Here is a 23,085-nt window from a genome sequence, read left to right on the forward strand (position 1 = left end):
AGTCACTGAACAGGAATTGGCATATTCACTTTTATCGCATTCATAAATTATATAGCTTCGCAGGATGCTAACAGTGGAAAAAATAGGCGGCACTTCCATGAGTGCACTAAAAGATGTAATCGACAACATCATTTATTATGACCGTTCCGGTGACAGGTTATACAATCGTGTTTTTATTGTTTCTGCTTTTTCGGGAGTTACAAACCTGTTGCTGGAAAATAAGAAAACAAAAGCCCCTGGCGCCTACCATCAGTTTGCAACAGGAAACGATTACCATAAGGCGCTTGAATCTGTAAGGCTTCACCTTAAACAGCTGAATGCCCATTACGCACCACTTGGGCTGGACATGACGAAAGCGGACGAAGTGACAGATGGTATTATTAACCGGGTACTTACCTACCTGGATAGTGCCAACACGATGCTGGCCTCCGGATACCTTAATGAGGGCATTCTGCTCGCTGTCCGGGAGATCCTGGCCTCAGTTGGGGAAAGCCACTCGGCGTATGCACTGGCAAATATCCTGCAGAACAAAGGGCTTAACGCGGTATTGGCGGACCTGAGCGGCCTGGGCGACGGGCGCTCACTGACGATTGACGAACGGATCAAAGAGGAATTTGCAGCCATCGATCTTAAAAGCTGCCTGTGCATTGCAACAGGGTATGTAAAGGGAACGGAGGGGATCATGCGGGAGTTTGACCGCGGTTATTCAGAAGTGACCTTTAGCAGGATAGCAGAACTGCTCCGGCCTGAAGAAGCTGTTATTCATAAGGAATACCATCTGTCAACCGCCGATCCGGCGTTGGTAGGTATAGAAAACGTGAAACCTGTTGGTTATACCAATTATGATATCGCCGACCAGCTGGCAGATGTAGGGATGGAAGCTATTCATCCCAAGGCCGCAAAACCGCTGGAGATAGCAGGCATTAATCTTCGCATCAAAAACACTTTTGAACCGGAACACCCGGGTACGCTGATCACTAAAAATTATGTTTCAGGACATAAAAGAGTGGAGGTTATTACCGGCTCAGACCAGCAACTGCTTATTGATATTTATGACCCGTTAATGGTAGGCGCTGTGGGAAGCGATCTCGATATTATGCAGGTATTTTCCCGCTATGGTATCAGCTATACCTTTAAGGCGACCAGCGCCAACAGTATTAGCATCGTCATTTGGGAAAGTGATCTGAACCAGCAGTTATTGAACGACCTGAAAGAAAAATACGAACATGTAACTGTTGAACCTATTGCAATGGTTTGCCTGCTGGGTTCTAATATGGATCAGCCGGGCCTATTGGCCAACGCTACCGCCGCACTGGCCAAAGCCGACATTAATATTTTGAGCGTTGGAGTGGCCTTAAGAAAGGTCAATTTCCAGTTCGTTGTTACCCGGGAACATTTCAAAGCGGCTATCGTTGCGCTGAACAAAGCGGTAGGATGACAGGAGGGTGCAACAGGCTGCCATAGTCTGCGGTGATCTCCATCGTTCAACGTTTTCTTTTTGATGACGACCGTGATAACATGTACGGGCACTTCATCTTTAAGCATGGTGGCGCTATCGTATCTGGTTGCCGGAGATGCCTTTAGCGTTAACCAGGCAGGCAACAGAAATTTTTCCTGGGAGAATACAAAGAATTACAACTTCGGCGTCCTCTGATTACCCCAATGTAATTCTATCCGCTTATGGCGGGAACTTCCTAAACTATTGACGTCTGGTTTGTTGGAAATGCTCTACCCTAAATAGAAAAAAGGCCGAAATTCCGGTGAATTTTGGCCTTTTTGAAAAAAATATTATGAATGATTTATATCAAAGTATTAAAATCTACACCTCATTTTGCCGGGTTCATTTCCTGAATAGCTGCCCGCGTTGCGGTATTGAAATTTTTATTATTTACAATTTCGTCTATACCATAAATTAACACTCCACCCTTAACCCCTTTCTTTGGTTGCCATTTTGCAAAATCGTTAATCAATGCAATATTCGAAGATTCAGTACCGTCTTGTCCCTGAAAATTTACACCCACAAGAAATTTCGACGCTGGTATATATTTAGAAAAGCCATTAGAAAAAGATGAGGTAACCTGAGAGGCACTGCGTCTATAAGCCTGAAAAAAAACATAGTCAATCTTGTCTTTTATTTTTTCCAGAAGTGTGGCCACCGTACTATTATTTTCAGCGTCCTCATCTGTATCAAGAATTAATAACTTACCGGTTCCGGATTTTGGACCAAGATATTTAGACAGTCCTTCGTAAATTTTTACTATTATCCCTGTTTCCTCCCTGGATTTGCGTTCAAAATCGATATCAAATCCATCATAGTTGTATTCATTTATAGTGTTCATAATATCTTTGACAGCAGCATCAATACCTGCCTGATCGCTTGAATCCTTTACATTGCGCCAGGGCCAATATCCTTGTGTCCAAATCACTTTTGTACCTTTAGCCTGCAGAGCAGGGATGTAAGTTTCTTTGAGCGTTTTAAAATAACTTTCATTTTCACCGCCTCGTTGAAAGACTGAAACAATATCTACACTATCAGGAAGATCTGTCATTTTCGGTTTTTTGATATCGCCATCAATTGCAGCATCCTCCCATGCACTGTAGTAACCCATCAATAACTGATGAGGGCTTTTCTTATATGCCAAAAGGTTCTCAAGATATTGCCCTTTATCTGTTTTGGCTAAAAGTGTTTTGCCGCCCACTTCTTCTATTTTTTTTGTACAGGATGCCAATGTTACGATCAAAAGCACAACAAAAAAGGATGCTACTAATTTAGCCTGTCCGGATTTAAAGTAAATTTTCATAGTTTTTGTTTAATTAAAGAAATTGTAGTGTGAACGTATATGGTTTATATTTGGAGAGTTATCTGATAATTGGTTCAGTACAGCAAACACTTTTATAATGATACAGTCGCTGCCATTTTTTACCCTTTTGTAACCAATATTTATCCTGAATTTAATTTTGAGAGGTGGCTTGTGCAGGCACTAAGGGTTGGATATAGAGTTTAGGATCATAGGGTACAGCTGTGTATACTACTGCAAACATGGTATCAGACACCTCAATCTGTTATTGATAGGCTTCATGTTCTCGATCAACAATACAGCAGGTTTAATTCTATCTTCAGATACCAGCTTCAAGCATTGCGGAGGCTTCAGGAAAGGTAATAAACTGTGATTATTTCCCAGTTAAAATTACCAGGCTTCCAACTATCAATGGAAGACAAGTAACAGCACCTGAATTACTGGCAATGTTCAGAAGTGATATAGATCGTTATATCAATACAAATATAGCTAGCTTTAAACCCTATCGATACGACACAGTTGATGACGAGGAGCTATGGAATTCAAGTAATCCTATGGGCGCAATGATGCATATAAATATGACTGATGATGGCACTGTCGTTGTTACAGAATTTAGGACTGACAGATGCACTATGGCAACAATTATACTCCTAAGGATCTTGAACACCCGGTTAGTGTAATCGAAGATGGGGAGTTACCACGGACCCTGACGGAGGTTATACTTTTATATAATGGGGTAGATCGGGTAACTTTCGGTATCTCAGATTTGATAAATAGAGTTACCAATATTGGATTCTCGAATGCAGATCAATTATGGACTAGTTTGCGAGAGAAGATGGCTGCTAAAATTGCTGAAAATGGCGGCGCCGCTCAGGTTGTTCCACCAACAATTTCCAGACCGAACTATAAACTTATCAAAGATGTTATTGAGGATAATATCTCTAAAGAAATCTTTAACAAAAAATCGGATGCAAATAAAATCGGGTACAGGCGGGAAGATTATTGGAAATATATTGCTTTTCCTTTGTATTAGTTTGATTAGTAGCGTGCTTTCGTATGTACTGGACCTGTTATTGAATTTCAATTATGCTATTGAACAGCCCAGGTTTATAATTGCGTATTGGATCATGTTTTTAGGACATTTTTGGATTTATCTGATTGGATTGATCATCTACCATATATTGGTACGTACTAATTTCTTTTTAAAGAATAATCTAAGGTTATTGTTGTTAGGGACGATTATCGGAGGTGTTATTGGAATAATCCTGGGACACAATGATTATAGTTTATATATAGGAGATTTCCGGGAGTTAAAGGCAATTATACGACACGGGCTTACGGGTCTTATATTCAGTTATTTATCTATGGTCATAGTGCCCGGCAGAACTAAGGCTACAAATCCATAAAAACTGGACCCATGCCAACGTCAAACCAAATTGCTTCAGCATGTCCGCCGTTTTAATGTTGAACTCTTTGTTATTGATCAGCGCACTTTTCCCAGGCGCGGGCACTTTCCGGCTCCCTGGCCCAGTTTCCGTACCGGCAACGCTTTGAGCAAAAATGGTAATATGCTGAGCACTCGAATTTGGTGTGTCATTTGGTGTGTCAATTTTGTGTCAACGATAGTGGGAGCAAGCGGAGGAAATGTGGATAAAGCGGAAACGCCTAATAACAAAATAGGTTGTAAATCAATGACTTACAACCTATTTGATGTGCCCAGAACTGGATTCGAACCAGCACACCCTTGCAGGCGCTGCGACCTGAACACAGTGCGTCTACCAATTTCGCCATCTGGGCAACTGATATCGTGTCAGGGAGCGCAAAGATAAGCAGCTAAAATATTTTACCAAATTTTTTTAGTAATTATTTGAAACACCCGTAGGCATTTTCCAAATGCGATAAGTCGCATTCGAGGGAAGCCCGGTCCCAATGCCCTGTATTGGCGGCTGCTTCGTAGGTAGACTGCATAAACGCAAGCAACGTCTCCTCCGGGTCCGGCGATTGTTGCACCACCTCGTAAGGCAGCATAAATTCCCCCATCTCTTGGCTGTAAAAAGCACCGGCAGGTTGAACCGCCTGCTCAGAAAAGGTGGGCGTAACAGGATAACAGTAAGCATAAAATACTGCATGGGGGTATTGCTCGCTGCCCGGCCAGAACCCGCAGGAGCTTACTTCCTTTGAATACGCTTCCTGCATAACTGCTGCCGGCATATTGGGCGCTTCGCCCTGGTGAGGTGGCGCATCCCTGCCGGAAAACCTGGTGACCGCCAAATCAAAGGCGCCCCAGAAAAAATGCACAGGGCTGCATTTCCCGGTGAAGCGGGTCCTGAACCTGGTAAAAACATTATGGATCTTCACCAGTGCCTGCCAGAAATCTTCCATTTTCTGCGCATCATACGACCGGTGTATTTCATCCTTTTCAAATGGAATGGCGTCCGCTATTTCGCTGGGCAGGGTATAAATACTCACATCAATATCCAGGGCCTTTAATTTTTCAAAGAGTGCCTGGTAAAAGTCGGCCACACTTCTGGGGCGCAATTCCACCGCTTCTTTTCTGCCGGTGCTGGTGCTGATCAGCAGCTGGTGCTGCATGAAGTTAAAATCGATCTGGAAAATACCATGCTGATAAGGTACAGTGCCGGTGCTAAGCCCATCGGGGCTTACATACAGTGTAACATGCCAGGAGTGATTCAGCCAGGGCATTTTCCGGAGCCGTATCTTACCCACTATCTGGGTCCACAGATGAACGGTGGCCAGGGTATCTTTCCAGTCATCATAATTTATTACAGGCCATTTGTCTGTTAGCTGCGCGGTTGTTTGCATAGTCAATAGTTGAAGGATGAAAATAGTTTCCAGGAAAAAAATAACAAACAGGATAACAGAATGTTCCGGGAACTTTTTCAAAGCGCCTTATCTTAACAGATAACACGGGGTATTTTCAGGATCGCAAAAAGTGATAAAAAAAGGTGACGGATCGTAAGACGCATCACCTTTTTTTATACTAAACGGGCTGAATTACTCTACCCAATAAGTTAAGGTTACAACAATATAACCATCAGGCCCCACATCGCCGCTGCTAAGGGTAACCGTGCTGGACACAGCTCCTTCCCAGTTGCCGGGATAAGCGCCAAAAGTGTAAGTACCTGCCGGAAGACTTTCAAATTTGTCTTCATTTTCCTGCCCGCCTGGATAGTAATAAACACCTGTTGCTACATTTTTCGCCCAGTAACCACGTAAACCTGTGCCGCCTGTAACCGGCGCACCGTAAATGTCTACCAGTTGTATGCGCACATTATATTCCGTTTGCACTTTGTTTAGGGCTTCATTACTGATGTTGTTGCCTGGAGCTGTTGGGGTAGCATTACTCTGAAGAAAGAACAGCGCGGATAGAGCGCTTAAAACGATTGCTTTTCTCATGGGTTAAAATTTATTTGTTAGGTTTTCAAATGAGTATTTAAGTTAGAACTTTATGGCGGGATGCAATAAAATTTTATTGTTAAGTGAGAGTGCTCTACAGCTGAATGGGTTTGTAGGCGCCTGCTGCATCCCTGGTCTTTTCCGCGAGGGTAATTAATTCATCACTGTTCAGTTTTTCCATCACCTGTTTTTTATAGAAAGATGATCAAATGCAGGAATATTTTTTCCGCACCCGTAATGGCTTTGTAACTGTATCTCCCCCAAAAAAACTAAAATGATAAAGAAATATTTGGGTAACTCAAAAGTTACATATACATTTGGGTAACTTAAAAGTTACATATTATGGCAAACACTATCAGGCATACATTTTTCTTTGCCCATCCACCTGAAGCAGTTTGGTCGTACCTCACAACACCTGAACTGATGGCGCAATGGCTGATGAAGAATGATTTTCAGCCTATTCTCGGATATGATTTCCGGTTCCAGACAAACCCAATACCCAACCTCAATTTAGACGGCATTTTCCATTGTCGTGTATTGGAAATTGTTCCTCTCAAAAAATTATCTTACTCCTGGAAAGGAGGACCCGGAGATGGAAAGTTTACACTTGATTCCATGGTGGTATGGAAACTACAGGCCAAAGATGACGGCACGGAACTCTTCCTGGAGCACAGTGGTTTTTCTATGCCGGAAAACCTGCCTATCTACAACGGAATGACAGATGGCTGGATCAAGAAACTGCACAAAGTGGCTGAACTCATAAACGCTGCAAATCATGACACAACCAATACTTGATGTATTCCAGGTAATTGCCGACCCAAGCAGAAGAAAAATGTTAGGCCTGCTTTCAAAAGACAGTCTGACTATTAACAGCCTGGCAGAAAATTTTGACATGAGCCGCCCTGCAGTGTCAAAACATATTAAAATACTGCATTCCGCGGGCTTTATTTCTATCCATGACATTGGCCGGGAACGGTATTGTACACTGAAACAGGACGGGTTCAAAGAATTACAGGAATGGATCTCCCACTTTGATAAATTCTGGGCATCGAAACTGAAAACACTGGAAATGCTCCTGAATAACAAAATCTCAAAAAAATAAATTAGTATACCATGGCAACATTAACTACCCATGAGATAGCCGCCCGGTTCGATGAGCTCGCACGGCAGGAAAAATGGTTTGATATCCAGGATGAGTTTTTTGCTGATAACGTAAGAAGCGTAGATCCCCCGCACTCCCCGTATTTCGGGTATGCGGAAGGCAAAGCAGCTGTTCGTAAAAAAGGGGAGGACTTTGTGAAAAGAATTACAGAAGTACACCATGCTTACACCACCCAACCTGTTGTAGGCGGCAATTATTTTTCTGTAGGCCGCGTTACAGATCTTACAGTGGAAGGTTGGGGACGGGTGAAAATTGATCAGATCATGTTGTATGAAGTGAAAGACGGGCAGATTGTGCTGGAGCAGTTTTTTTATTAGGGAATTTCAGCAGGATGATTTTTATATGTTACCGGTTCCGGGAAGCCTCATGTTTCCGGAACCGGTAATTCTTAATTGCGTTACACTTCTACCGCCTTGCTCACTTTACGATACACAAACTCATGGTAAATATGCCTGCGGCAAAAACGCCCGGGCGTATCAGAGTTGATCAGTTTAGTATACAGGGTTTTGGGAACATCGAAGTATTCATAGCTGCTGCCGTCTTCGAACTGAAGCTGGAGCGTTTGTTTCTGGTAGGAAAAATCCACAAGGGTAGAAGCCGAAATGGTAGCGGTATAATCGGGTAAAGCGGCAGCAATGGTTTCGGGCGCAATGCTCACTAAAAAGTGATAGGCTTCTATCAGCTCTTTACTTTTAGCTTCCGCTTCCAGTTTCTGTTCTTCTGCCAGGCCTTCAAATTTATCAGGATGCCACTCCTTCATAAAGTTCCTGTAAATGGATTTTAATTCTTTTACTTCAGTAGTTTTGGTAACGCCCAATAACTTCCTGTAATCAGCTATTTTACTCATAATGTATTTATTCAAAAATAAACAGGCTGATCATTATGAACAGGCTACCATTTATCTTACCCGAAAGCGCGCAAAGTTACACATTTTTAAGTGAGTGGCAATGATTTATTTAACCTTACTGGCAGAGGGTTTGAGCGGTATGCACGTCTTATATGCGTAAAATCACCTATTTTACTGCTTCGAAAAACCGTCTTATGAGATTATTGCTATTGTTAACCACGTTGCTGTATTGTTTACCCGGCCACTGCCAGCAACTGGATTCATTGAAATACCCTAATGGCTGGCTGTATTATCATACATATGGGAAAGGTACCCCTGTGATCGTGCTATCAGGCGGTCCGGGCAACTCCTGTCTGCAACAGGAAGAAGTGGCCATTGAGCTGGGAAAGCACTACCGCGCTATTCTGCCGGAACAGCGGGGCACAGGCTTGTCTATCCCCGTGCCGTTCGATTCTACCACTATCAACCTGAAGGAAGCCGTGGCCGACATTCAGCGACTACTGCAAAAGGAAGGCATCTCCAGGGTGGTTATTTACGGTCACTCCTGGGGGGCTATGCTGGCCATGAGCTTTGCGGCAGCCCACCCGGAAAAAGTAAAGGCGCTGGTGCTCGCCAACCCGGGCTATTATAAGTTTTCGGCCGATTTTATGACTACGCACATGAACAACTTGCGGGCAAGACTGGGCGTATCCGATCTGGAAACGATGGAAACGCTGAATAGGAAGATCGAAGCAGGCAAGGCGGATGGGAAGGACAGTGCGTTGTTTAACCGTACAGTGCGACTGGCATACATTTACAACAAGGCGGATATCGACAGCCTCATGGCGAAAATTTATATAGCTAAACCCAATGTCCGTATGCAAACCCTGATGGTAACAGACCTTCAGCGGGTACATTTTGATCTCAGCAAAAACCTGCCGCGATATAAAGGCCCCATTACCGTAATCGGCAGCCGCCAGGACCCGCTGGCCTTTTATACCTATGAGCTGAAGATCATCCGGCCGGATATACAATTGCACTGGATCCAGTCTGCAGGGCATTTCCCAATGTTTGAACAACCCGCCGCATTTAACCAGGTGTTGGAAAAAGTAATGACTGCCGCCGTTATAAATCCATAAGCTCCCAGGCACTCTGGTAGGCATTTTCGCCTTCTGCATAGCTGATAAAGCCGGCATAGAATGCCAGCTGGGAAAGCGTGCCGCTGTCGCCTATCACCACCAGTTTTTTGCGCGCCCTGGTCATAGCTACGTTCATCCGCCGGATATCTGATAAAAAGCCGATTTTATTTTCCGTATTGCTGCGTGTCATGCTGATATACACAATATCGCGTTCCTGTCCCTGGAAACTGTCAATGGTGTTCACGGAAATCCTGCCAGCATAGGGTTGCAGCAAGGGTGAGTGCTGCAGTTGTTCTTTTAGCAGTTGTATTTGTTGTTTGTAGGGAGATATAACCGCAACCGAAGGAAAGTTGTTCGGTTGGTAATGCGCTTCCAGTGCGGTAACCAGCTGGGTAAGATGCTTGAAAACGAAAACAGCTTCCTCCGGGTTGGTGGTGCTGGTGCCATCCGCCTGCTCATCAAAACCGCAGCCGGCGGTATCTATAAAGCTGAGGGGGCTGTCGCCGGAAAACAACAGGTGCCCGGCAACAGAGGCATGCGCCTTTAATTTATCTTCATAAAAGATATTGGAAGAATATCCCATGATAGTGGTGTGCATGCGGTACTGTTCTTCCAGCAGCGTTACGCTCTCCGGGTGCAGGGCGGTACATTTTTCCAGCAGGGTGGTGCTAAGGCCTTTGCGGGCCGCTTCATCTGATTTAATGGTAGGCGGCAGCTGGCAATGGTCACCGGCCAGGATCACCTTCTGCGCTTTCAGGATGGGGATCCAGCAGGCAGGTTCCAGCGCCTGCCCCGCCTCATCTATCACTACGGTGTGGTACTTCAGGTTTTTTACGGTATAGTGATTGGCGCCAACCAGGGTGGCCGTGATCACCTGTGCTTTGGAAACCAGGTCGTCAATGATATACTGCTCTGTATTGCCCACTTCTTTCATGATTTTGCGGGCCTCGTCGAACAGGGCTTTGCGTTGTTCCCTTTCGGCTTTACCAAAATTGCGTTTGTATTTATGAGCCATATCGCGGAATTCATTGGCCTGTTTTTTCAGGCGTTTGATTTCTTTGATACTGGAATGTTCAGATATTTTACTATCGAGCGTAAGCGCTGTAAGCCGCTCCGATACGCGCGCGGGGTTACCTACCCGCAATACGTTCAGCCCTTCGTCTGATAGCTTTTCGCTGAGCAGGTCCACTGCTGCATTGCTGGGCGCTACCACCAGTATTTGTTGCCCGTCCTGTTTGACCAAAGCTTTTACGGCCTGCACAAGCGTAGTGGTTTTTCCCGTTCCCGGTGGGCCATGCACAATAGCCAGGTCGCCGGCCGATAATATTTTATTGACAGCCGATTGCTGTGAGGCATTCAGAGAAGGATTTACATAAGGGGTAATATCAGGGTGGAATGCGGGTTTTTTCTGACCGGTGAGCACTTGTATCAATCTTCCTTCCTGGGCTTTATCCTGCAGGGCATCCGCCTGTTTAAGGGCGTTTTGCATTTCATCGTAGCTGTTGTCATCAAAAAGCAGGTCGATGCCCAGCTTGCCATCGCTGGCCCATTCCGGCAGCTCATCGGTTCGCAGGGTGATTTTCAGCCGGTTGCCGCCCTGGTAGGTAATGGTGCCGTCAAGATGGTCCTGCTTGGGATCGTGATTGGAAAATAAAGTAGCGGCAGCTCCAAAGCGCAGTTGATGCGGCAGGTCCTGGTGAGTGGTGCGCTCCACTTCCACGGTGAGGTAATCGCCCCGGCTCATTTCTGATCCCCTGATGGCAATCGGGTACCAGGTGAGGCCATTAGCCCTACGGTCTGCCACAGACGTGGATGCTGTCATTTCTTTATACGATCGCTGGTCCTCTTCCCGCTCTGTTTTCAGTAATTCAAGCTGCTTTTTGAAATAATCCATGGCGCAAAGGTAAGTTGTTCCCGAATTGTCGCAATCAACCATGAAGAATGTCGTATTCGACCAGTAGCAATAAGCATAAATCCCGGTAAGTTTGTATCGTTAATCAATCAAAATAAAAAACAAAAAAATACTGTATATGGAAGCGCAAACACTTTATATGAGCACAAAAAATCCTTCTAAAGCCGCCAATGTTACCGGCTGGGTCATCACCATCCTATGTGTACTTTTTCTCCTGGTTGATGCCATTATGAAAGTCATCAAAAATATTTATTCTATGGAAGGCAGCGTAAAGCTGGGCTGGCCTGCAGAACAGGTGCAGGGCATTGGCTTCGTGCTGCTGATCGCCACCATTTTATACGCTATCCCGCGCACGGCGGTGCTGGGCGCAATATTGATCAGCTGCTATCTTGGCGGTGCCGTGGCTATCATGTCAAGGATCAATGAGCCTTACTATTTTCCGGTGGTATTCGGTATCCTGGTTTGGGTAAGCCTTTTCCTGCGTATCCCGGCGCTGCGGGCAGTTTTCCCGGTACAAAGCCAGCGGGCTTAACTGATAGTACCTCAATAAGTATCGCTATATAAAATGAAAAAGCCTTTGTATTGCCTTGCGGTACAAGGGCTTTTTGCCTGCCGGAAAAGTGTTTCAAAAAAAGATGGCCGGCACATAGGGGAACAGCAGATGCCATGCGTCCACCATATAGAAGAACGATCATCATGGAATTACAAGTTAAACTCAAAAAACATTTGCTTACTGCCTGTTTGGCTGCAGTTACCACTTTTGCCGTACAGGCACAGCACAGTAACAGCCCCGGGAGGAAACAGGCGGCGCCGCTTCCCGTCATCCATACAGATTCCCTCGTGAGGCCTTGGCAATGGCGCCAGTACCTGCAAACTGTAAGCGACAGCACCGGCGGCAGGAGCTCCACATACGGAACATATCTATCTCAGCACCGGCATACGGTAACGCATAACTGGGAAGCAACACCCGCTTTCCGCTGGAATGATATAGCCAGTATTACGGCTATAGCGCTGCTGGGTTATTTTATGTCGCGCTAGAAGAATAGCCGGTGAAAATGCAATGCATACATGCATTCAGGAAACGCATCCTTTTAACCCGCCCCATGTTTTTGCTGACCCGCCCGATGGCACCAGGCATCCCCATTCATGGTCCATTGCAGATCCTGCCGGTTGTATGGAATGGCTAAAGTAACAAGGTTGCTATTTTTATCATGCTACTGAATGCCTTATCCATAGAAAATCGTTTTATTTAAGCGTTGGAACATAAATAATCGGTTTATTATTATGATAATTGATATTTTTTTTGTTTGTTTATGTTTATAACATCTGAATAAGCGAAAATATTGAATATAATAAAAAAATATAATCAATCAGATGAACCTGCCATATTAGCCTTATTGAAAGAAGGTGATATGGGTGCTTATGAGGCCATTTACAATGAATACTGGCCCCGCTTATACGGATATGTTTACAACAGGTTAAAAAGTAAGGAAGTAGCGGAAGAAATCATCCAGGAAGTATTTTTCTCCCTCTGGAAAAAACATACGGAGCTGCAGCTTACACATTCGCTTGCAGCCTACCTGTTCACCGCTGTAAAATACCAGCTGCTCAACTATCTCAAATCAGACCGCATCCGCAAGGTCTATATCAGTCATTTTGCACAAACACCCGGGCAACAATCTGATAATTCCAACGAAGAGCATATTGTCGCTACGGATCTAAAAAACACCATGGAGAAAGAAGTATCCCGCCTGCCGGAAAAATGCCAGCAGGTATTCAGGATGAGCCGCCAGGAACATCTCTCCATTACAGACATTGCCAGTACGCTGAATATCTCGCATAAAACAGTGGAAAACCACCTCACCAAAGCACTCCGGCAACTGCGGATGGTGTTGGGCCATCATTTGTTTATTATCCTCCTGCTTATCGGGCAATAATTTTTTTTAAGACGTAGGTGTTACTGTTTTCCTGGTGTACTTATCTATAGGGACACTATTCCCGGCCTGATTAAATACAAGTGTGAAAAACTGATGAACAACCAGGAACTTAAAAATTTAATCGAGAAATATCTGAATGGCACGCTGGAACCCTCAGAAGCAGCGCAGCTGGAGCAGTGGCTGGATACAACCGGCGATGAACATGCTTTTGATGCCATGCCTGAAGCTGAAAAAGAAACCGCCAGGAAGGAAGGGTACAACCGCCTGGTACAGCGTATCAATAAACACCGGCAGCCTGTTGTTATAAAGAACAGGTTCCGCTACTGGAAGGCCGCCGCATGTATTGCAGGTATTGCGGTAGCGGGCGCGCTGTTCAGAAAGCCAATGCTGGATGTGGTGGCGCCTCATCGCCTGGTATCGCTGCAAAGCACGCCTGGCAGCCCAAAGAAACATATCCTGTCCGACGGCTCGATCGTATGGCTTAAAGGAAACAGCAAACTGGTATTCCCCGCAGGTTTTGGGGCCGGTAACCGTGAAGTGGTATTACAGGGGGAAGCCCTTTTTGAAATTGCAAAAGATCCGCAGCATCCTTTTCTGGTGAAGTGCGGAACACTTACTACCACCGTGCTGGGCACCAGTTTCAACATACGGGAAACAGGGAAGGAAACACAGGTAACCCTGCTCACCGGGAAAATTGCACTCAGCGCACCACAGTCGGCGCAAGTAGTATTGTATCCGGAGCAACAGGCTGTTTACTCATCAACGGCTACGGCTATACGGAAAAAAGAAGAAGGGGCATTGCCTTTCAACGATATCACAAAAGGCACAGAGTATGATATGGCATTCAATGATGCCACTATGCAACAGGTCCTGAAACGGATAGAAGATAAATTTGAAGTAAACATACAACTGCAGGATGCAGTGATCAACTCAAATCTAATCACGGCAGATTTTACTGACCAGTCTTTACAACACACGATGGAGATGATCAGCCAGGCGCTCAACCTGGACTTCGGGATCAAAGGGAAAACTATTTTACTCAAACAAAAAAAGTGAAAAATGAACTTGTTATCAACCACAATCAAATCAAGTCAGATGCAAACGATCAACATGATGGCTAACATCAATTCCAATTAAAAAGCCAGCGGGGTGACAGCCCCGCCAGCTTATGATGAATAGCCCTGCTTATCACCGCGTGACAGCGCGGTAAGGGAATTCCTTTGTCTAATTCTTTCCGAAATCTAACAAAGTACAAGGTCTATGCTCATAAATCTAAAAACAAATGCCTTCCTGTCCAAATGCAAAAAAATAACAACGGTTAACCTGGCAGCCGGCCTGTTGATTTATGGTGTGCCAGGGCACGCACAGGGAGTGCTCGACAGGAAAATATCACTGCAGGCAGATGATATGAGCCTGAAAGGGGTGCTTAACCAGATCCACAGCAAGGCGGAAGTAAAATTTGTATATAGCTCCAGTCATATCGCGCTCGACCGGAAAGTATCCGCAAAAGCCGACCAGGAAGCGCTCGGTAAAGTGTTAGGGCGCCTGCTCGGTGGCCTCGAAATCGGGTTTGTAGTGAACGATGATTATATTATCCTTACAGAAAATGACGCCAATGCAAAACGTGCTGCCGGCACAGACCTTACCGCTATCCTTCCGGCAGATATCATAGTGAAAGGAAAAATACTGGGTGAAACAGGCGATCCCTTTCCCGGTGCTACCATCATGGAGAAAGGAACTGCCAACGGCGTTACCTCCGCGGGCGACGGTACCTTTTCCCTTAAGGTGAAAGAAGGCGCTACCCTCGTGATCACCGCTATAGGCTATACTATCACGGAAGTAAAAGCATCTGATGCAGGCATCGTACGACTGAAGGCCGCCGTAAAACAATTGCAGGATTTCGTGGTAACCGCCGCAGGGATTGCCCGCCAGAAGAACAGCCTGGGTTATTCAGTAAGCACTGTTACCTCTGATAAAGTAGCCCAGAAATCAGAACCGGACCCGGTAAGGGCCCTCACCGGTAAAGTGGCGGGTGTGAATATCCAGTCGGCCGGCGGCGTGGCAGGAGGCGGTACCAATATCACCATCCGCGGTAACTCCTCGCTCAATGGAAACAACCAACCCTTGTTTGTGGTAGATGGCGTTCCCTTCGACAACTCCAGCTTCGCCAACGTGGGCGCTGCTACGGTAGGCGGCGCAGGTGTTACCAACCGCGCATTTGATCTTGATCCGAATAATATTCAAACCATGACAGTGCTGAAAGGCGCTGCTGCCGCAGCTTTGTATGGATCAAGAGCGGCTAACGGCGCTATCATTATCACCACCAAAGCCGGTAAAAAGAAAAGCCGCAAAGGCACAGAAATTACTTACAACACGGGCTACTCAGTGGAACAGGTATCCGGCCTGCCCGAGTATCAGACCAAATACGGACAGGGTACCAACAACGACTACCGTCAGGGGGTATACGCTTCCTGGGGCCAGCCCTTTGAAGGAGTGAAAAGTATCCTGCCTACACGCGCTACCATACCGCATCAGCTCACCCGGCAGTTTTCTTCGGCAGTGTTCCCGCAGTTCTATGAGGCCGATGGTGTAACGCCTATCCAGGTGCCGTATAAATCGTACGCAAAAGAAAATGTAAAGAACTTTTTCAGACAGGGCAGCGTGTATGAGAATGCCATCACTATTTCCTCAGGCAGTGAGAAAGGTAATTTTAACGCTGGCTTCTCCAATACCAAAAATAAAGGAGTGGTGCCCGGCAATGAAATCAGCCGCACCTCTGTTAATATCGGTGGGAACATCCGGCTGGAAAATAAGTTCTACGCCAGCGGCGCTATCAACTATGTTACCACCCGGCAAAAAACACCGCCGGTAGGAGGGCTTACCGGTTCTATCATGTCTACCCTCATGTACGTACCTACCAGCTACGACCTCACCAGCTATCCATACGAGAACCCGATAGACGGTAGTAACGTATACGACTATACGGGAGTGGACAACCCTTACTGGTCTGTAAAGCACAGCCCGTCTACAAGTGATGTAGACAGGTATTACGGTAACCTGGTACTGGGATTTGATCCGCTTCCATGGCTGAATGTGCAGAACACCATCGGCTTCAACGCTTATACCGACAGGCGCATGAGCGTGCGTGGAAAAGGCAGTTCCTCTTATCCCAACGGAAGCATCACATCAGATAATATTTACCGCCAGGAACTGGATAACACCCTGCTGGTAACCGCCACCAAACCTCTTACATCAGATATATCCCTGCGCGCTATTCTCGGTAATAACGTGAACCAGCGGCTAACAGACAGGAAAGCATTTTATGGCGACAATATCATTGTAGCCGATCTTATAGACATGAACAACACCAGCTCTGTAACGCCGATACAACTTATCAATAACAGGAACATCCTGAAACAGCGCTACTACGCTTTCTTTACAGATATCACCTTTGATTATAAAAATTTTGCCTCCCTCAACTTTGTAGGACGTAATGATATTTCCTCTACGCTGCCGGCTAATAACAGGAGTTATTTCTACGGCGGGGTAAACGGATCACTGGTGTTCACAGAAGCGCTGCATCTGCCCAAGGAAATACTTAACTTCGGTAAAGTTAGGGCCGGTTATACCAAAGTAGGTAATGAAGCTTCGCCTTACCAGACACAGAATTTTTACCAGATCAATCCTGTTCTCGGCGCCACCACTACACCGGCCAATGTAGGATTGCCCTTCACGCCACAGGGCGGTAGTGTGTATAACGTAGTAACCCAGGCCAACCTGCTCACCAACGCCAACCTGAAACCGGAGTTCATTACGGAACTGGAACTGGGTACAGAGCTGCAGTTCTTTCATAATCGTATAGGCGTTGACTTTACCTGGTATAATAAGAAAAGTACCTCACAGATCTTCGAGGTAACAGCAGCGCCTTCATCCGGTTATACCACCCAGATACTCAACCTCGGTGAAGCCACCAATAAAGGCGTGGAAATAGGACTGAATGCGGCGCCCCTGCAATCCAATAATGGGCTCAACTGGGACATCTCTGCCAACTTCACGCGCAACCGGAACATTATCCGCGATCTTGGCGGGTACGAGCGCTTCAGTTACGGCGGCACCAACGGCACCAGCAGCGTGCATGTGGTAGGACAACCCTATGGGCTTATCCAGGGAACGGCCTATGCACGCGACGACGAAGGGAATGTGCTGATAGATCCCAACACGGGTAAACCGCTCATCTCCGGCGCACTTAAAGCCATCGGTAATCCTAATCCCGATTTTATGGTGGGCATTACCAACACGTTCCGCTTCCGTAGCTTTTCATTGAATATCCTGTTCGACTGGAAACAAGGCGGGCAACTATACTCGCGCACGGTTGCTGAAATGCTGTCGCGCGGCGTTACGCGCGACATGGAGAACCGTGAATTCACCATCGTGTCGCCGGGTGTTTTGGGAGATATTAATACACAAACGCCACTGCTCGACGATAAGGGCAACAAGATCCCGAATAATGTGGCGCTGTCTTTTGAAGATCATTTTTTCAGCGGAAGCATGGGGCCTGGCAACGGTGGAATCAACGAGGGATCCGTATTTGATGCCACCGTGTTCCGCCTGCGTGAAATTGCACTGGGATACGAGCTGCCAAAAAGCTTTTTGGGTAAAACGCCCTTCGGTTCCGCCTTCATTTCTGTTACCGGCCGTAACCTCTGGTATAGCGCTCCCAACTTCCCGAAGTATACCAATTTCGATCCGGAAGTAAGCTCGCTGGGCGTGGGCAACTCACAGGGATATGATAACCTTGCAGTTCCTACTACCCGCCGCTTTGGCGTAAACCTGAAATGTTCTTTCTGATCATAAAACCTGATATGATGATGGCACTGAAAAATGTTATAATCGCGCTGGCAGGTGTGCTGCTGGTAACCGGCTGTAAGAAATTTGTAGATATCAATACAGATCCCAACAATCCCACCACGGCACAGTTGTCTTTATTGCTGCCTGCTACCGAAGTATCTATGGCGGCCAACATGTACCAGCTGAACAGCGGCACCGCCACGTTCATGCAGTACACCGTTTTCTCCTCCGGCCTGAGCAGGCTGCAGCAGCAGGGCACCAGCTTCAACGATTCCTGGGATGGCTTTTATACACAAACGCTGAATGATATTGAATCAGTGATAAGATCAGGCACGACCCAGGAACAATGGGGATATGTAGCTATCGCCAAACTGGAGAAAGCATACCTCGTAAGCCTGATGGTAGATATGTGGGGCGATATCCCTTACTCACAATCACAGAAAGGCCAGGAAACCGTAAGCCCTCCGTTTGAAAAAGGTGCAGATATTTATGAGGATCTTTTGAAGATGATCGATGAAGCAGCTGCTGATGCTGCCAGGGTTTCTGCTGCTACGTTGGTACCTGCGTCGTCGGACCTGTTATACGGCGGGCTTAAAAGTTCCTGGCTTATGATGGCAGGCTCCCTGAAATTAAAGCTCTACAACCAGATCCGCCTGGTGAACCCGGAACGGTCGGCCACCGCTATTAAAGCGCTGATTGCCGATCCTGTGGCGCTGATCAATACCAACGCAACGGATTTTACATTCCGGTTCGGCCCCGGTCAGAATCCCAACAACAGGCATCCCTGGCACCGCTCGGAATACCAGGGCAGCAAAACGTTTTATATGAGCCAGTCGCTCATCGATCTTTTGTTTAACAACGATGATCCCAGGCTCCGTTATTATATCATGCGGCAAAATGCTACTGCAGGGTTAAACAACTCGGCTAACAGCAATGGCTACTACGGCCGTAACCCCGGTGATGGTACAGCTGCTCCCGCCGATCTGAACCGGCGCTCTACTTTCGGGATCTATCCCGCTGGTGGATTGTACGACAATGCGCCGGTGAACAACATACCTGCGGGCAATAAATATCTCACTAATACCAGCGCCACCGGCGCCCTTAAAGTGGTAGGCCCCACCGATGGCACCGGCGCAGGCATCATGCCCATGATCACCAATGCGATGGTGAAGTTCATCCGTGCGGAAGCGGCCCTTACACTTAATACCGGCGACGACGCCCGGCAGGCTTTTAAGGATGGTATTACCGCCCATCTGAACAGCCTGAGCACTTACGCGGCAGCCAACGGAGGCATTCCTTTGCCTGCTGCTACCATCACCGGTTTTACTGATGATCTGCTGGTAAAATATGATGCGGCTACGAATGCGGGAAAACTGGAACTGGTAATGACACAGAAATACATCGCACAGTATGGTAACGGTATGGAAGCGTATAACGATTACCGCCGTACGGGATTACCTGTTCTGCGCACGCCGTTGTCGCCGCTCAATACTTTCCCGCTGCGCCTGTACTATTCTGAAACGGAGCTTACGGCCAACACCAGCCTGGGCGATAATGCCAGCCGCCTGCAGGTGGCACAGCAAACAACACCGGTGTTCTGGGATAAATAAGGAAAATAATTACGGGGACTAAAATCATCATCATGAAACAGTATATAGTAATCATATTGCTTATTGCATCAGTTGTATTCTCCTGTAAAAAGGTGAAGTACGAATGGGAAGGATATACCTATACCGCCGTACCGGTAGTAACGATAGATACTACCAAAACAGCCCTGCCAACAAGGCAGGCCGGCAAGGTGGCTTTCTTTAACCTGAAAGACCCGGATGTGGCTGCGCAGGAGTTTGCTTTTACGCTCAGCTGGGAAGGATTCGGAAAAGAAACAGTTACTTCCATTGAAGTGTATACCAGCTATAATAGAGCCGAAACAAGCGTACCTGCGTACCCGTTAGTGATCTCTTCTCCCGGTAACCAATATACGAACATCGCACAGTTTCCGCTGCCCAGCATAGTAGGCACCAATGATCATTTATATGAAACGGTAACTGCCTTTCCAAAAACGTATTCCTTTACAGCGGCGCAATTGGCGGTATTGAATAAGGTAAGTCTTTCAAATGTGGCCGTAAACGATTACTTTTTGTTCAAATTTATCCTCAACCTGGCCGATGGCCGAAGGATCGTTACCTTTTTCAACAATATCTGCGATGAGGCAAGAGGCGAACCGGGCGACTGCCGTGTAGGCGTGAGGTTTAAAAAACAATAGAAAACCCGTTTGATCAACCGAAACTGATAACCCGTATGAATAAACGATTTTACTGCCTGCTGCTCCTGTTGCTTACTGTCGTTGCCATTGCATGGGCGCAGCAGTTGCCATCTCCCAAAGAACATTTTGGTTTTAATATCGGGGATGATTATAAACTGACTAACTATACACAAACTGCTGCTTACTTTAAAAAGCTGTCGGCCTCACCCCGTACCAAACTGGTAGATATAGGGCTTACGGAAGAAGGCCGGCACCAGTATATGCTCATTGTATCTTCCCCGGAAAATATAAAACGGCTGGAACGGTATAAAACTATCTCACAGCAACTGGCACACGCCGAAGGGCTTACAGATCAGCAGGCCCGTGAATTGGCCGCAGAAGGTAAGTCCGTCATCTGGATCGATGGCGGTTTGCACGCCACTGAAGTAGTTGGTACGCATCAGCTCATCGAAACCATGTGGCAGCTGGTGAGCCGCACCGACCCGGAAACCATGAACATCCTCGATAATGATATTATCCTTTTAACACACGCCAATCCTGATGGGCAGGAACTGGTGTCCGACTGGTACATGCGGGAGCCCGATACCAGCAAAAGGGCCACTAACATACCAAGGCTATACGAAAAATATGTTGGCCATGATAACAACCGCGACTTTTACATGATGAACATGAAGGAAAGCCAGAACATCAGCCGGCAGTTGTTTGTGGAATGGCTCCCGCAGATCATGTATAACCATCACCAGCGAGGACCCGCCGGCTCTGTACTGGCCGGTCCCCCTTACAGGGATCCCTTCAATCATGTATTTGATCCGCTGATCGTAACCAGTATCGATGCAGTGGGCGCAGCCATGAACAACCGCCTTAATGCAGAGGGGAAGCCCGGTTATACCCAACGTGCAGGTTCGCAGTTTTCTACCTGGTGGAACGGAGGCTTACGTACTACTCCCTATTTTCATAATATGGTAGGAATCCTTACGGAAATAATTGGCGGCCCTACACCGGAAAATGTACCGCTGGTACCGGAGCGGCTTATTCCCAACGGGGCCACGCCTAATCCTGTAACGCCCCAGCGATGGCATTTCCGGCAGTCGATCGATTACTCGGTGTCGCTTAACTATGCCGTGCTCGACTATGCCTCCCGTTATCGCAGCGAACTGCTGTTTAATATTTACCGCATGGGCAGCAATGCAATTGCAAGAGGTAACCGGGACAACTGGACCTTCTATCCCAGCTATATCGACAGTATAAAACTGGCCAATAAGAACAGTAAAAAATCCGAACCCGGCACAGAAGGAGAGGGTGGTGGCGAATTCTCCTTCGGCCGGGAGGATACTGTGTCGGTAAAGTACTACGATGCAGTACTGAAAGACCCTGTACGCCGGGATGCCCGCGGGTACATTATTCCCGCGGATCAGCCGGATTTTCCCACGGCGGTAAAATTTATCAATGCCCTTATTCAATCAGGTATAGCGGTGCAGAAAGCTACGGCGGCTTTTACAGTATCAGGTAAACAATATCCTGCCGGTTCCTACATTGTAAAAACTAACCAGGCTTTTCGCCCGCATGTAATAGACATGTTTGAGCCCCAGGATCACCCGAACGATTTTCAATATGAAGGTGGTCCACCGATACGCCCCTACGATGCTGCAGGATGGACGCTTGCCTTCCAGATGGGAGTGCAGTTCGACCGTATGCAGGAGCCCTTCAGCGGCCCTTTTGAAAAATTGCCTTATGGCCAGCTGCAATCGCCACCCAAACAGGAAGTGGCCACCGGTAAAGGATACCTGGTAGACGCCCGCATCAACAATGCTTTCATTGTAGTGAACGACCTGCTGAAAGCCGGCGTGAAAGTATTTCGTTTACCCGCCGGCGTTAAAGGGGCAGGCAGTTTCTATATACCTTCCTCCGCAAAAGCGCGTGAAGTGCTGGTAAAAGATGCGGCGGAATTTGGTATACCCGTTACCGTTAGTGACAACAAACCTTCCGGGTTAGCGCCCATATCGCCTTTGCGTATCGGGATATGGAACAACTATGGAGGATCTATTCCCGCCGGCTGGATCAGCTGGCTCATGGAACAATATCATTTCCCTTACCGGTTCGTGTACACTTCCGCTATCGACAGCGGGAAGCTTCGCAGCAAATACGATATGATCATTTTTGCAACCGGCGCCATACCTGATACCGGCAAGCCTAAGAAAGGGCGCAGCGGCTACGAGAGCAAACCACCCAAACCGGAAGAACTGTCGGCTGAATACCGTGGCTGGTTAGGGAAAATTACAGCAGATACTTCCATTCCCCAGCTGAAAACATTCCTGGAGGAAGGTGGCCGCATCGTTACCATCGGCAGCAGCACTAACCTTGCCTATCACCTGCAGCTGCCGGTGCAGAATGCATTGGTGGAGAAGAACAGCAAAAACGAATGGAAGCCGCTCAGCGGCACCAGGTACTATATTCCGGGTAGTCTGTTGATGGCAGATATTGATACTACTGCCCCTGAAACCTTTGGTATGGCGGCCAGGAATGATGTGTACTTTGAGCGCAGCCCTGTTTTTAAACTGAGCGCAACCGGCGATACTGCCAGCATTAAAAAACTGATGTGGTTTTCAGATGATAAGCCGCTGCATAGCGGGTGGGCCTGGGGACAACAGTATCTCAAAAACGGCATTGCAGCATTTACAGCACCGGTAGGCAAAGGCAAACTATATGCCTTCGGGCCGGAGATCACCTTCCGTGGTCAGTCTCACAGCACTTTTAAATTACTGTTTAATCAATTGTATAAATAA

At 46.9% G+C, this 23,085-nt stretch carries 19 protein-coding genes and 1 tRNA gene; 14 read left to right on the forward strand and 6 right to left on the reverse strand.

Annotated elements, in window-relative coordinates; genetic code table 11:
* The first annotated feature begins 64 nt into the window (after positions 1-64).
* Positions 65-1,438, forward strand: coding sequence for an aspartate kinase (locus ABIE50_RS11655; protein ID WP_354027976.1), 1,374 nt, complete (start codon positions 65-67; stop codon positions 1,436-1,438).
* A gap of 388 nt (positions 1,439-1,826) precedes the next feature.
* Here ABIE50_RS11655 and ABIE50_RS11660 read toward each other — a convergent pair whose 3' ends face one another.
* On the reverse strand, positions 1,827-2,801 hold the full coding sequence (locus ABIE50_RS11660) for a glycoside hydrolase family 18 (protein ID WP_209861449.1): 975 nt from the start codon (positions 2,799-2,801) through the stop codon (positions 1,827-1,829).
* Positions 2,802-3,423: 622 nt separating this feature from the next.
* On the opposite strand from ABIE50_RS11660, the gene ABIE50_RS11665 reads away from it, so the two are divergent.
* Positions 3,424-3,831: a hypothetical protein gene (locus tag ABIE50_RS11665; protein ID WP_209861447.1), complete on the forward strand. Its 408-nt coding sequence runs from the start codon at positions 3,424-3,426 to the stop codon at positions 3,829-3,831.
* 680 nt (positions 3,832-4,511) lie between these two features.
* Here ABIE50_RS11665 and ABIE50_RS11670 read toward each other — a convergent pair.
* The 3 genes from ABIE50_RS11670 to ABIE50_RS11680 all read right to left on the reverse strand — a co-directional run bounded on the left by ABIE50_RS11670 (position 4,512) and on the right by ABIE50_RS11680 (position 6,215).
* Positions 4,512-4,595 (reverse strand) — tRNA-Leu (locus ABIE50_RS11670).
* Between the two features lie 66 nt (positions 4,596-4,661).
* Complete coding sequence (locus tag ABIE50_RS11675; protein ID WP_209861445.1) at positions 4,662-5,621, reverse strand: DUF5996 family protein; 960 nt, start codon at positions 5,619-5,621, stop codon at positions 4,662-4,664.
* A gap of 192 nt (positions 5,622-5,813) precedes the next feature.
* Positions 5,814-6,215 (reverse strand): hypothetical protein, encoded by a 402-nt coding sequence (locus tag ABIE50_RS11680; protein ID WP_209861444.1) that lies wholly within the window; start codon positions 6,213-6,215, stop codon positions 5,814-5,816.
* A gap of 342 nt (positions 6,216-6,557) precedes the next feature.
* Between ABIE50_RS11680 and ABIE50_RS11685 the strand changes: the two genes are divergently transcribed.
* From ABIE50_RS11685 to ABIE50_RS11695, 3 genes are read left to right on the forward strand one after another with little or no spacing between them, the layout of a single operon-like run.
* Complete coding sequence (locus ABIE50_RS11685) at positions 6,558-7,010, forward strand: SRPBCC family protein (protein ID WP_209861442.1); 453 nt, start codon at positions 6,558-6,560, stop codon at positions 7,008-7,010.
* Positions 6,991-7,317: an ArsR/SmtB family transcription factor gene (locus tag ABIE50_RS11690; protein WP_142683080.1), complete on the forward strand. Its 327-nt coding sequence runs from the start codon at positions 6,991-6,993 to the stop codon at positions 7,315-7,317. Before ABIE50_RS11685 ends, ABIE50_RS11690 begins: the two co-directional genes overlap by 20 nt.
* 11 nt (positions 7,318-7,328) lie before the next feature.
* Positions 7,329-7,694 carry a SnoaL-like domain-containing protein gene (locus tag ABIE50_RS11695; RefSeq protein ID WP_209861440.1) on the forward strand — a complete coding sequence of 122 codons (366 nt, stop codon included), beginning with the start codon at positions 7,329-7,331 and terminating at the stop codon, positions 7,692-7,694.
* A gap of 80 nt (positions 7,695-7,774) precedes the next feature.
* On the opposite strand, the gene ABIE50_RS11700 is transcribed toward ABIE50_RS11695, so the two are convergent.
* Positions 7,775-8,224: a KTSC domain-containing protein gene (locus ABIE50_RS11700; protein ID WP_209861430.1), complete on the reverse strand. Its 450-nt coding sequence runs from the start codon at positions 8,222-8,224 to the stop codon at positions 7,775-7,777.
* 194 nt (positions 8,225-8,418) lie between these two features.
* Between ABIE50_RS11700 and ABIE50_RS11705 the strand changes: the two genes are divergently transcribed.
* Complete coding sequence (locus ABIE50_RS11705; protein WP_209861428.1) at positions 8,419-9,342, forward strand: alpha/beta fold hydrolase; 924 nt, start codon at positions 8,419-8,421, stop codon at positions 9,340-9,342.
* On the opposite strand, the gene ABIE50_RS11710 is transcribed toward ABIE50_RS11705, so the two are convergent.
* Positions 9,329-11,236, reverse strand: coding sequence for an AAA domain-containing protein (locus tag ABIE50_RS11710; RefSeq protein ID WP_209861426.1), 1,908 nt, complete (start codon positions 11,234-11,236; stop codon positions 9,329-9,331). The two genes, ABIE50_RS11705 and ABIE50_RS11710, sit on opposite strands and share 14 nt — an antisense overlap.
* 136 nt (positions 11,237-11,372) lie before the next feature.
* Between ABIE50_RS11710 and ABIE50_RS11715 the strand changes: the two genes are divergently transcribed.
* The 8 genes from ABIE50_RS11715 to ABIE50_RS11750 all read left to right on the forward strand — a co-directional run bounded on the left by ABIE50_RS11715 (position 11,373) and on the right by ABIE50_RS11750 (position 23,085).
* On the forward strand, positions 11,373-11,786 hold the full coding sequence (locus ABIE50_RS11715) for a DoxX family protein (RefSeq protein ID WP_142683076.1): 414 nt from the start codon (positions 11,373-11,375) through the stop codon (positions 11,784-11,786).
* 164 nt (positions 11,787-11,950) lie between these two features.
* Entirely contained in the window at positions 11,951-12,292 is a 342-nt protein-coding gene (locus ABIE50_RS11720) for a hypothetical protein (protein ID WP_209861424.1), read from the forward strand.
* Between the two features lie 305 nt (positions 12,293-12,597).
* Positions 12,598-13,191, forward strand: coding sequence for an RNA polymerase sigma-70 factor (locus tag ABIE50_RS11725; protein ID WP_209861422.1), 594 nt, complete (start codon positions 12,598-12,600; stop codon positions 13,189-13,191).
* A 93-nt stretch (positions 13,192-13,284) separates the two neighbouring features.
* Positions 13,285-14,247, forward strand: coding sequence for a FecR family protein (locus tag ABIE50_RS11730; protein WP_209861420.1), 963 nt, complete (start codon positions 13,285-13,287; stop codon positions 14,245-14,247).
* Between the two features lie 204 nt (positions 14,248-14,451).
* A complete protein-coding gene (locus tag ABIE50_RS11735; RefSeq protein WP_209861418.1) occupies positions 14,452-18,039 on the forward strand; it encodes a SusC/RagA family TonB-linked outer membrane protein in 3,588 nt (1,195 codons plus the stop codon).
* Positions 18,040-18,056: 17 nt separating this feature from the next.
* Positions 18,057-19,649 (forward strand): SusD/RagB family nutrient-binding outer membrane lipoprotein, encoded by a 1,593-nt coding sequence (locus ABIE50_RS11740; protein WP_354027977.1) that lies wholly within the window; start codon positions 18,057-18,059, stop codon positions 19,647-19,649.
* 32 nt (positions 19,650-19,681) lie between these two features.
* A complete protein-coding gene (locus tag ABIE50_RS11745; RefSeq protein WP_209861416.1) occupies positions 19,682-20,302 on the forward strand; it encodes a hypothetical protein in 621 nt (206 codons plus the stop codon).
* Between the two features lie 35 nt (positions 20,303-20,337).
* Positions 20,338-23,085 (forward strand): M14 family metallopeptidase, encoded by a 2,748-nt coding sequence (locus tag ABIE50_RS11750; protein WP_209861414.1) that lies wholly within the window; start codon positions 20,338-20,340, stop codon positions 23,083-23,085.

The organism is Chitinophaga sp. OAE865, from assembly GCF_040546735.1.
Lineage (GTDB): Bacteria > Bacteroidota > Bacteroidia > Chitinophagales > Chitinophagaceae > Chitinophaga > Chitinophaga polysaccharea_A.

Coding starts and splice junctions, on each gene's coding strand:
- ABIE50_RS11750 (WP_209861414.1), top strand. CDS start 20,338: ATGAATAAACGATTTTACTGCCTGCTGCTCCTGTTGCTTACTGTCGTT.
- ABIE50_RS11680 (WP_209861444.1), bottom strand. CDS start 6,215: ATGAGAAAAGCAATCGTTTTAAGCGCTCTATCCGCGCTGTTCTTTCTT.
- ABIE50_RS11665 (WP_209861447.1), top strand. CDS start 3,424: ATGCACTATGGCAACAATTATACTCCTAAGGATCTTGAACACCCGGTT.
- ABIE50_RS11675 (WP_209861445.1), bottom strand. CDS start 5,621: ATGCAAACAACCGCGCAGCTAACAGACAAATGGCCTGTAATAAATTAT.
- ABIE50_RS11720 (WP_209861424.1), top strand. CDS start 11,951: ATGGAATTACAAGTTAAACTCAAAAAACATTTGCTTACTGCCTGTTTG.
- ABIE50_RS11710 (WP_209861426.1), bottom strand. CDS start 11,236: ATGGATTATTTCAAAAAGCAGCTTGAATTACTGAAAACAGAGCGGGAA.
- ABIE50_RS11695 (WP_209861440.1), top strand. CDS start 7,329: ATGGCAACATTAACTACCCATGAGATAGCCGCCCGGTTCGATGAGCTC.
- ABIE50_RS11690 (WP_142683080.1), top strand. CDS start 6,991: ATGACACAACCAATACTTGATGTATTCCAGGTAATTGCCGACCCAAGC.
- ABIE50_RS11685 (WP_209861442.1), top strand. CDS start 6,558: ATGGCAAACACTATCAGGCATACATTTTTCTTTGCCCATCCACCTGAA.
- ABIE50_RS11700 (WP_209861430.1), bottom strand. CDS start 8,224: ATGAGTAAAATAGCTGATTACAGGAAGTTATTGGGCGTTACCAAAACT.
- ABIE50_RS11735 (WP_209861418.1), top strand. CDS start 14,452: ATGCTCATAAATCTAAAAACAAATGCCTTCCTGTCCAAATGCAAAAAA.
- ABIE50_RS11740 (WP_354027977.1), top strand. CDS start 18,057: ATGATGGCACTGAAAAATGTTATAATCGCGCTGGCAGGTGTGCTGCTG.
- ABIE50_RS11745 (WP_209861416.1), top strand. CDS start 19,682: ATGAAACAGTATATAGTAATCATATTGCTTATTGCATCAGTTGTATTC.
- ABIE50_RS11660 (WP_209861449.1), bottom strand. CDS start 2,801: ATGAAAATTTACTTTAAATCCGGACAGGCTAAATTAGTAGCATCCTTT.
- ABIE50_RS11730 (WP_209861420.1), top strand. CDS start 13,285: ATGAACAACCAGGAACTTAAAAATTTAATCGAGAAATATCTGAATGGC.
- ABIE50_RS11715 (WP_142683076.1), top strand. CDS start 11,373: ATGGAAGCGCAAACACTTTATATGAGCACAAAAAATCCTTCTAAAGCC.
- ABIE50_RS11705 (WP_209861428.1), top strand. CDS start 8,419: ATGAGATTATTGCTATTGTTAACCACGTTGCTGTATTGTTTACCCGGC.
- ABIE50_RS11655 (WP_354027976.1), top strand. CDS start 65: ATGCTAACAGTGGAAAAAATAGGCGGCACTTCCATGAGTGCACTAAAA.